This is a genomic window from Arthrobacter sp. Soil_C_49 (assembly GCF_057656635.1).
In genome coordinates, this window is record NZ_JBDGJZ010000003.1 from 419,320 (window position 1) to 425,865 (window position 6,546).

9 protein-coding genes are annotated in these 6,546 nt (G+C 66.5%); 5 read left to right on the forward strand and 4 right to left on the reverse strand.

What is annotated here, in order from left to right:
* Window positions 1-41 precede the first annotated feature (41 nt).
* A complete protein-coding gene (locus AC3A4Z_RS08215) occupies window positions 42-800 on the forward strand; it encodes a GntR family transcriptional regulator (protein ID WP_498711121.1) in 759 nt (252 codons plus the stop codon).
* 12 nt (window positions 801-812) lie between these two features.
* On the opposite strand, the gene AC3A4Z_RS08220 is transcribed toward AC3A4Z_RS08215, so the two are convergent.
* Window positions 813-1,271, reverse strand: a complete 459-nt coding sequence (locus tag AC3A4Z_RS08220) for a glucose PTS transporter subunit IIA (RefSeq protein WP_493971930.1) — start codon at window positions 1,269-1,271, stop codon at window positions 813-815.
* Window positions 1,271-1,501, reverse strand: coding sequence for a PTS sugar transporter subunit IIB (locus AC3A4Z_RS08225; protein WP_050053469.1), 231 nt, complete (start codon window positions 1,499-1,501; stop codon window positions 1,271-1,273). Before AC3A4Z_RS08225 ends, AC3A4Z_RS08220 begins: the two co-directional genes overlap by 1 nt.
* A 231-nt stretch (window positions 1,502-1,732) precedes the next feature.
* Here AC3A4Z_RS08225 and AC3A4Z_RS08230 point away from each other — a divergent pair, with 231 nt between their 5' ends.
* Genes AC3A4Z_RS08230 through AC3A4Z_RS08245 form a run of 4 tightly spaced genes read left to right on the forward strand, consistent with a single transcriptional unit; the run spans window position 1,733 to window position 5,771 of the window.
* Window positions 1,733-2,983 carry a PTS transporter subunit EIIC gene (locus tag AC3A4Z_RS08230; RefSeq protein ID WP_493971929.1) on the forward strand — a complete coding sequence of 417 codons (1,251 nt, stop codon included), beginning with the start codon at window positions 1,733-1,735 and terminating at the stop codon, window positions 2,981-2,983.
* A gap of 46 nt (window positions 2,984-3,029) precedes the next feature.
* Window positions 3,030-3,809 carry a glucosamine-6-phosphate deaminase gene (gene nagB, locus AC3A4Z_RS08235; RefSeq protein WP_498711122.1) on the forward strand — a complete coding sequence of 260 codons (780 nt, stop codon included), beginning with the start codon at window positions 3,030-3,032 and terminating at the stop codon, window positions 3,807-3,809.
* Window position 3,810: 1 nt separating this feature from the next.
* Complete coding sequence (locus tag AC3A4Z_RS08240; RefSeq protein ID WP_498711123.1) at window positions 3,811-4,563, forward strand: copper homeostasis protein CutC; 753 nt, start codon at window positions 3,811-3,813, stop codon at window positions 4,561-4,563.
* Entirely contained in the window at window positions 4,563-5,771 is a 1,209-nt protein-coding gene (locus AC3A4Z_RS08245; protein ID WP_498711143.1) for an N-acetylglucosamine-6-phosphate deacetylase, read from the forward strand. The genes AC3A4Z_RS08240 and AC3A4Z_RS08245 overlap by 1 nt, the downstream gene beginning before the upstream one ends.
* A gap of 27 nt (window positions 5,772-5,798) precedes the next feature.
* Here AC3A4Z_RS08245 and AC3A4Z_RS08250 read toward each other — a convergent pair whose 3' ends face one another.
* Window positions 5,799-6,107 (reverse strand): hypothetical protein, encoded by a 309-nt coding sequence (locus AC3A4Z_RS08250; RefSeq protein ID WP_498711124.1) that lies wholly within the window; start codon window positions 6,105-6,107, stop codon window positions 5,799-5,801.
* 69 nt (window positions 6,108-6,176) lie between these two features.
* Window positions 6,177-6,546: transposase (locus tag AC3A4Z_RS08255; protein WP_498711125.1), on the reverse strand; the 370-nt coding region annotated here is incomplete at its 5' end.

Consider the following 6,546-nt stretch of genomic DNA (forward strand, 5'->3'; position numbering starts at 1 on the left):
GGTCCTCACCGGACCGCTCCACGGATCTCGAAGGGGCCAATGTGCCAGCCACAGCACCAATAAGGAGCAGCGCTCCGGCGGCGAGCGCGGCCATCAACAACACCCAGGTCCCCAAGCATGAGCAGCTGCGCTTGATCATCCTCAGGCTGGCCAAGGAGGAACTGGAGCCGGGCGCCCGGCTTCCCAGCGAGCGCACGCTCATGGACTCGTACGGCGTCAGCCGGATCACGGTGCGTGCAGCCATTGGCCGGCTGGTCAACGAAGGGCACCTGGTGCGGGTTCCCGCCAAGGGCACGTTTGTGGCGGACTCCCCCGTGCAGTCCACCCTGCACCTTGCCTCCTTCACCCAGGAGATGGAGGCCATGGGGCACGTTCCCAGCACGGTGGTGCTGGTGGCGGAGGCCGCCGCAGCCCCGGACGATACGGCCGAGGCCCTCAGTTTGCCCCCGGGCTCGGAAGCCTTCCACCTCAAGCGCCTCCGCCTGGCGGACGGCCGCCCGGTCAGTGTTGATGACGCCTGGTACAACCCCGCGCACGCCCCGGGACTGCTGGAAATCGACCTGACGGGGTCCGTCTACAAGGCCCTCGCCGCGCAGTTCGGGCACCAGATCGACCGGGCCCGGCAGAGCGTCAAGTCCGAGGGCGCCCCGGCAGACGTCGGGGCGCTCCTCGGCACGGGAACCGGAGCGCCGGTCCTGGCGTTCGACCGCGTTTCCTATTCCGGCCAGCTGGCCATTGAACATTCACGTTCCTGGTACCGCTCCGACCGTTACTCCCTGAACATGGAAGTCCGGCTTTAGGCCCACCGCCTGCTAGTCCAGCGAGAACAGTTCCTCACCCGCGGCCACGCTGCCGGCCGCAGCCAGGGTTGCCGTGTCCGGCTTGGTATCGAGTACGACGACGGGACTCACCATCGAGTATCCGGCTGCGAGGGCGGCGGTGGGATCAACACGCATCACGGAGGCGCCGGCCTCGACGGTATCGCCCTGCGCAATGAGCAGCTTGAAGCCTTCGCCTTTGAGCTTGACCGTATCGATGCCCACGTGCGTGAGGACGCCGCGCCCGGTCGACTCCACCACAACAAAGGCGTGCGGCAGGAGCTTGACCACCTTTCCCGCAACGGGAGACACGACGTCGAACATCTCCCCTGCCGGCGGCTCGACGGCGGCGCCGGACCCCACCATCTGGCCGGCGAACACGGGGTCCGGGACCTCCGCAAGGGGAACCACGGTGCCGGCGATGGGCGCGAGGACCACCAGGGACTGCGCCACTAGAGCAGGTCCTCGATGTCTTCGGCCAGGGTGTCGGCCTCAGGCCCAACAATCACCTGGACGGCCGTGCCGGAGGCCAGCACGCCGTGCGCTCCGGCGGCTTTCAGGGAGGCCTCATTCACGAGGGAACCGTCTTTGACCTCGGTGCGAAGCCGGGTGATGCAGGCCTCAATCTCCACGATGTTGCCGGCTCCGCCCAGGCCTTCAATGATCTTTTCTGCTTTGGACATGGCTGCCCTTTCTGACGGTGCCCGCTCGCGGGCACTGCTTCCTCACCGGGGCCGGCGGCCCAAGTGCGACCAATTATGGCTTTCGCTGCCGGCCATTTGAATAGTCCGGCAGGTTTCGAACTGCCTTGACAGGCGCTCGTGGGATGGATCACACTGAACTGGTCATAACCAGACAGTACCGGCTGGACCCCCTCCTTTACAAGCCCCACCTGAACCCGCAGAGGTGCAATCATGTCAACATCCGAGACCGCCGCCTTGGCTCCCGAGAAGAAGCCAAACAAGGCGTTTGCCACCCTGCAGCGCCTGGGCCGCACCCTGATGCTGCCCATCGCTGTTCTTCCCGCCGCAGGCATCCTCCTGCGGATCGGGCAGGCCGACCTGCTCGGCGCCATCCCCGGCTTCGAAGGGGGCGCCGCCGTCATCTCCGCGGCAGGCAATGCCGTCTTCACCTGGCTGCCGCTCATTTTCGCCGTGGGCATTGCCATCGGCTGGGCCAAGAAGGCCGACGGTTCAACCGCACTGGCCGCTGTGGTGGGCTACATGGTGATCGACGGCGTCTTCAAGGCCATGTCACCGCTGGTCCTGGCCGGACAGGTCGACCCGGCCGGCAAGCCCGCGATGATCAACTACGGCGTCCTCGCCGGAATCGTGGTTGGCCTGCTCTCCGCATCGCTGTGGCAGCGCTTCTACCGCACAAAACTGCCGGACTTCCTCGGATTCTTCAGCGGCCGCCGGCTGGTGCCCATCCTGACCTCCGTCTCCAGCCTGGTGGCCGGCGTCCTCCTTGCCCTGGCATACCCGCTCTTCAACGCAGGGCTTTCCGCAGTGGGCCAGGCCGTAGCCAGCAACGCGGTTGTGGGCGGCGGCATCTACGGCTTCGCCAACCGCATGCTGATTCCCGCCGGACTGCACCACATCCTGAACTCCGGCGTCTGGTTCCTCATCGGCGACTACACGGACGCCTCGGGCCACCTGGTCCGCGGTGACCTCAACCGCTTCTTCGCCGGCGACCCCTCCGCGGGTATCTTCATGACCGGCTTCTTCCCCATCATGATGTTCGGCCTTCCGGCGGCAGCACTTGCCATCTGGCGCCACGCCAAGCCCTCGCAGAAGAAGATCGTTGGCGGCATCATGCTCTCCACCGCACTGACCGCCTTCTTCACCGGCATCACCGAACCGCTCGAGTACGCCTTTATGTTCGTAGCCTTCCCGCTCTACATCGTCCACGCCGCGCTGACCGGAACGTCCATGGCCCTGGTCAACGCACTCGGCATCCATCACGGATTCACGTTCTCCGCCGGCCTGATCGACTTCGTCCTCAACTTCGGCAAGGCTCAGAATGCCTGGCTGCTGATCCCCATCGGCCTGGGCTATGCAGTGGTCTACTACTTCCTCTTCTCCTTTGTGATCAAGCGCTGGAACCTCCGCACCCCCGGCCGCGAGGATGACGAAGTCACCGTGGAGACCGAAGCCGCCAAGTAAGAACTCCCAACAGCCCTTTAGCGACCAGCAACCGAAAGCACGCATTATGGAAATCGTCATTCTTCCCGCCTCTTCAGACGTGGCCCGCACGGCCGCGGACGCCATCGAACAGCAGGTCCGCAGCGGCCCGTCGGTCCTTGGCCTGGCCACCGGTTCAACTCCCCTGGGCACCTACCAGGAACTGATCAGGCGGCACCGGAATGGCGGCTTGAGCTTCGCCAGTGCTCAGGCCTTCCTCCTCGATGAGTACGTGGGCCTGCCCAGCGCGCATCCGCAGTCCTACCACTCCGTGATACGGGAGGAATTTGTGGACAGCGTGGACTTCGCATCGGGGGCAGTGCACGGGCTGGACGGCGTGGCGGAGGACCTCGAAGCAGAGGTTGCCCGGTACGAGGCCGCCATTGCGGCTGCGGGCGGGGTGGACATCCAGATCCTGGGAATCGGGACCGACGGCCACGTGGGCTTCAACGAGCCGATGTCCTCGTTGGCTTCCAGGACCAGGATCAAGACCCTGACCCAGCAGACCCGGCAGGACAACGCCCGCTTCTTCGCGGACTTGGCGGACGTTCCGGACCATGTCCTGACCCAGGGCCTGGGCACCATCCGGGAGGCCCGGCACCTGCTGCTGCTGGCCATGGGTGAGGCCAAGGCCGAGGCCATCGCGGCGGCTGTTGAGGGTCCGGTTGCGTCCATCTGCCCCGCCTCGGCACTCCAGCTCCATCCGCACGTCACGGTTCTGGTGGACGAGGCTGCGGCGTCCAGGCTGGCGCACCGGGAGTACTACCAGGACACGTTCGGGCGGAAGCCTGCCTGGCAAGGACTCTAGGATGGCCGAGGATCGGACCGTCGTGAGGCTGCCCCAGCTTGAGCTTGCTGTCGAGACTGCCGACGGCGTCCGGCTGGCAGCGTCCGTGGGCGCCGCCCGGGTGGAACTCTGCGCCGCCCTCGCCGAAACGGACGGCATCACGCCGAGCATCGGCACCGTGGAGCAGGCGTGCCGGGTGGGCCTGCCGGTCCACGTCCTGGTCCGCCCGCGCCCCGGCAACTTCAGCTACACACCTGTTGAGCTCGAGGTGCTGGAGCGCGATGTTGAAGCGGCACTGGATGCAGGTGCCGCGGGCGTTGTGGTGGGAATTTTGGCGGCCGACGGCGGACCGGACGTTCCGGCGCTTCAGCACCTCGCTGAGGCGGCCCGCCGTCGTCATCCCGCTGCGGAGGTGACGTTCCACCGGGCGTTCGACGCCGCCCTCGCCTCGGGCGCGGACCCTGCCGATGCTTTGGCCAGGCTGCAACGCGCCGGGATTAACCGGGTGCTGACCAGCGGAGGAAGCCCCAACTGCACCGCTGGACTGCCCATGCTAGAGCGGCTGGTGGAGCTGGGACGGGACCACGCGCCGTCGGTACAAATCATGGCCGGCGGCGGAGTGCGCCTGGAGCTTATGCCGGAACTGATCCGGAGCGGCGTCCACGCCGTGCACACCTCGGCGCGGGGACTGGACCCTTCCACCGGGGCCAGGGCTCGCGCTGCTGATCCCTCGCTCGCTGCCGGCATGGCGGCGGCTCTTCGAAAGGCCGCATGATGGGCAAGGAATTGATACTGCGGGGCCGCATCGTGTCCGGCAGCATGGACATCGAAGACGGACTTGTCTCGGTGGAGGACGGCCGGATTACGTATGCCGGGCCGGCGTCGGACTTTCCTGGTGACGTTGGCACTCCGGCGATCCCGGGCCGCATCCTGTTGCCGGGTCTGGTGGACCTCCACACCCACGGCGCCCACGGCACGGATTTCGCCGAGGGCTCGGAGGCGGGCGCCCGGGTGGCTGCGCGCTACCTGCACAGCCGGGGCACCACCACGCTGCTGGCAAGCCTGGTCACCGGAGCACCGGCGGACCTGGTGCGGAACCTCAAGGTGCTGCGGTCACTGGCCGACGAGGGGCTGATTGCCGGATCCCACCTCGAAGGCCCCTTCCTCTCCGGCCATCAGTGCGGCGCACACGACCCCGCGCTGCTGCTCGAACCGGACCTCGATCTTGTGGGCGAACTCTTCGAAGCGGCGGGGCCTACTTTGGCATCCATGACCCTGGCGGCCGAACTGCCGGGGGCGACCGCCCTGGTGGATCTGCTCACCTCGCGGGGCGTGGTCCCATCGTTGGGGCACACGGCAGTAGACCACGCCGGCGCGGCTTTGTTCCTCGAGCGGTCCGGGGACGGGCTTGCGTCGGGTCCTTCCGGTTCCGGATCCGATTCCGTCCGACGGCGGCCCACCGTCACCCATCTCTTCAACGCCATGCCCACGATGCATCATCGGGCCCCTGGTCCAGTCTCCGCCTGCCTCAGTGCGGCGCGGGCCGGAAATGCCGTGGTGGAACTGATTGCCGACGGCGTCCACCTGGCTCCGGAGACGGTCAAAACTGTTTTCGAACTGGTGGGCGCGGAGAATATTGCGCTGGTCACCGATTCGATGGCTGCGACGGGACTGGCCGATGGCCAGTACCGGCTCGGCGCGCTGGCGGTCACGGTTGACGGAGGCGTGGCGCGGGTGGACAGCACTGGCGCCATCGCCGGCGGGACGGCGACCCTGCTGGAGGTTGTCCGGTCCGCGGTTGCCGCCGGGGTTAGCCTGCAGGAGGCGGTCAGGTCAGCCACTGCAGTCCCGGCGTCGGTCCTCGGGCTGTCCCGGCAGGCGGGCGACCTGCGCCCGGGGATGCTGGCGGATGTCCTGGTGGTTGACGCTGAACTGGATCTTGAGGGTGTGCTGCGCCGGGCCGAGTGGGTGGCTTCGCCTTAGGCACCCGCCCAAATTGTCGGACCCCCATTAGATGATTCTTGTATGGGAAACGGCACGGGCACGGCAGCGGCGATGGAGGGCATTCACGCCTCCACTGGCCGCCTTGATGCTTTGTTCCTCGAAGATGCCCGGCTGGAAGCTGACGCCGCCGCCGACGCTGCTGGCGCTGCTGGCGCCGCCGCTGCTTGTACAGAAGACAGCCGCGGCGCTGTTGTGGATGTGCTGCAGCGCCGGTACGAAATCCGCATGGAGCGGTTGGCGGTAACGAGGCAACTGGAAGCCCAGATCGCCGCCGTCAAAGCCCGGGACGCCGCCGAGGCCATCGGGATCCAGCACGCACTGACCCCGCCCGAAGCGCCCGTCCACGAGAGCCTGTCAAGTTGTTTGTGTAAGAGGGCTGTTGCTTTATCGGTTGAGGTAGGGACCGATTCGGTCTGGGTAGTTGAGGACGAGGACCCCGAGTGCTTCGCTCCAGCCTTGGGTGAAGGTTCCCTCGATGAGTTTTTCGACCGTCTGGGCGCGGTTCTCGCGGGTCTTGCGGTCAACTCTGGCCCGTTCCCTGGCGCGTTTGTCTTCGATGTTGCAGATAGCGAGCCAGAGCAGTTTCACGGCGGCTTGGTCGTTAGGGAAGTGGCCGCGGTTCTTGATGATCTTCCGGAGTTGGTAGTTGAGTGATTCGATGGCGTTGGTCGTGTAAATGATCCGTCTGACCGGCGGCGGGAATGCCAGGAACGGGATGAATTTCTCCCAGCCATTGCGCCAGGTCCGGACCGTG